The sequence below is a fragment of the Candidatus Burkholderia verschuerenii genome, assembly GCF_001189365.1.
Lineage (GTDB): Bacteria > Pseudomonadota > Gammaproteobacteria > Burkholderiales > Burkholderiaceae > Caballeronia > Caballeronia verschuerenii.
The window spans coordinates 1-2,785 of the sequence record NZ_LFJJ01000444.1 but is presented as its reverse complement, the minus strand read 5'-3'; the positions used below and the strand labels follow the sequence as shown (position 1 = coordinate 2,785).

At 46.8% G+C, this 2,785-nt stretch carries 1 protein-coding gene; it reads right to left on the bottom strand.

Going from position 1 to position 2,785, the window contains the following annotated elements:
• Positions 1-1,885 precede the first annotated feature (1,885 nt).
• Positions 1,886-2,467, bottom strand: a complete 582-nt coding sequence (locus tag BVER_RS32165; RefSeq protein WP_157056329.1) for a hypothetical protein — start codon at positions 2,465-2,467, stop codon at positions 1,886-1,888.
• Positions 2,468-2,785: the final 318 nt, after the last annotated feature.

The window sequence follows — 2,785 nt, the reverse complement described above, 5'->3', positions numbered from 1 at the left end:
CCCCCCCCCCCCCCCCCCCCCCCCCCCCCCCCCCGCAGCGTCAGATGTGTATAAGCAACAGTTTGAAAGGTCACCACTCCCTCCATTAGCGCTAGCGTTCACACCCGGAAGTTTTAGTTCACAGTGCTATAATAACTAGCAACCATAGCCGTCTCGTCTATGATTTGAGTATTAGTCCGTAGAAGCTAAACCGATTTTGGTAACTTCCGCTAACCACTCCAACGAACCAGTAAGATTAGTCCTTAGGGGCCCTCACAATGGTAAATACCTGAGATGTTCTATGGACTCTTCTTACCTGCTCTTCTGAGCTATACCCTCATCATAGTTTCTATGGTCACATACGATAATAGCTGTTCCTATTGGATTGTATATAAAGTATGTAACTACCCTTGGAGGACTCTTGTAGCTCCCCGTCGGACGAGGGCAAGCTCTGCTTCGGTTCACCTCCTGGTACCCCTTCTTAACTCTTAAAATGAGTTTAAAACGACTGTTAGATTAAAAACACGAATAAGAAGCTTTAAGGAACAGCGATAGCTACGTATTTCCCTTATGGAACCTAAGAGAGCGCCGATCCTCTAACTAAAACTTATCTTGTAGCTTGAGTTAGTAGCTCTAACGCTGCTATTGAGCTATGCAGCTACTGCAGCTATGAGCTATGGAGCGGGTCGCCTAATAGGGCATTGCTCTCCTTTATAACCCGAAGGTAACTTAAGGAAGAGCTGAGCTCAGAGAATTAGGGTCCTCTGCAAGAGCCCTAATTCGATCCTCATGAGCCTAGAATTAGCCCTCTAGGAGAGGGTCTAATTCGATAACCGAAGGACCTTCCGAGCGTAGCGACTTCTCCTGTAACCCATGTAACTCCTAACTCATACTCCTAAAACATATTGACACAATCATGCCGCCCCCTACTAGTTTAGTACCAGTATGGAGCCACCTTCTTCACTCCGGCATGTCCCCCATTAGACTTGGGGACGGATAGTCCTTGAGCTTGAGTCTTTTAGTTCACAGCTTGTAACTAACAATCATAGCCGTCTCGTCTAGACTCTCGGAAGCGGGAGCAAGGGCTCTCTTAGGAAAGGCTCACTAACCCGCTGCTTCTCCCTCCCAAGCTATAAGTTAAGACCAATATGTAACTCATAGCCCACGTGCGCGACTTCTTTGAGTCTAGTTTCTATGATCACTTAAGATAAAACAAACAGTAACTAATCATAAATAAAGTATTGATATGGGGCCCCTCTGCTACCATATACCTGGGACGAGGGCCAAAGCTCTGCTTTGGTTCACCTCCTGGTACTAGTATGGAGCGGCAACAAATTGATTGTGTTAAGCATAACACTAGGAGCTATGAGTTTGAGTTATGAGCTAATTAACAAGCGGAGGGTCTTCAGAGGAGAGCTCGGGGAGTCTCTCCGGCCCGAAGCGATAGGAGCTTCTTCTGAGAAGCGACCTAACGCCGGTCCTCGCAGCTAATGAGCTATGAGCTAATGAGCTCAGAGGTGTTTACAGGAAGTCCTGGGAGGGCTTCCGGCCTCTGAGCGAGGTTGCTTCTTGAGGGAAGCAACTAATGAAGCGGAGGGTCCGACGCCTTGCTCTCGGGCCAGAGGACCCGGAGCGTTACGGCGACTCCTCCTCTAAATATAACTCCTCTTCGTAGCTCTGAGCTCCTCTGCCTTCCATTGAGCTACGCAGCTAGGAAGCTAAGGAGCTATGGAGCGGGTAGCCTAGTAGTGGATTGCTCTCCTTAATAACCCGAAGGTAACATAAGGAAGAAAGCAAGAAAGCTAGTAAAGGCACTCGATTAGCCGGTTTAACGCTACGACCCTTCTTCCAAAAGGTAGAGATTCATCAGAGAGAAAGCCAAAACCCCCTATTTCCAGCCTAAGATCTAAATGGCTTCTTTGAAGCAAAGTCGGTTGCTATTTTTCAAAGATAAATGGATAAAGAGAGAAGACGGAGAAGAACTCGATGTACAACGGTCCAGCAGAATACCAGCACCGGTCCAGTTCGAGCACCAAAAGGAGGAATCGCCGCTCCTTACAACCAGCTTTGTACCAGCCTCCATTATCTGCTGAATCCGACGGACACGCGGCCAGGCACAAGAGTCACGCACTCCATTCCGACAACTCAAAACAAAATTAGCCCACAAACCTGTACCATTTTTAAGCTTCCACCAAAGCTTACAGGAAAAACTATCCATCACATCCTCCAACCGTTTGACACCAAGGCCATTCTCACAAGCAGGCAAGGCTAATCTTTCCCAGCTTCGCCAATTGCTTAAAGGCTCTAAACTAGATCCACCCCACAAAAAAGAGCACATCCGAGTCTCCATGGACTTAATGATAGTTTTAGGAACCTGCAACGAAGAAAAAACATAGGATGGGAGAGCAGAAAGAACATGGCGCACCAAAACCAATCGACCACCAGGCGAAAGAAATTTATTCAGCCAGCTCCGGATCTTGGAATCCACACGATCAACTAAGAATTGAAAATTCCTAGTTCTGATTCTCCCTTTAGCAATTGGACATCCAAGATATTTGAATGGAAGAGAGCCTTTGTGAACACCAGAATGTAACGATATGAAATGAACCTGCCTGGGAGATAATCTTTTTGAAACATAGAAAGCACTTTTATTCCGATTGATCTTCTGACCCGATGCAGCCTCATAGTCCTCCAGAAAATAAAATAATACCCGAATTGCATTCCGAGATCCTCAGGTGAATACCACTAGATCATCCGCAAATGTCAAGTGGGTAACTTGCAACCGATTCCTTGGAAGAGCATATGG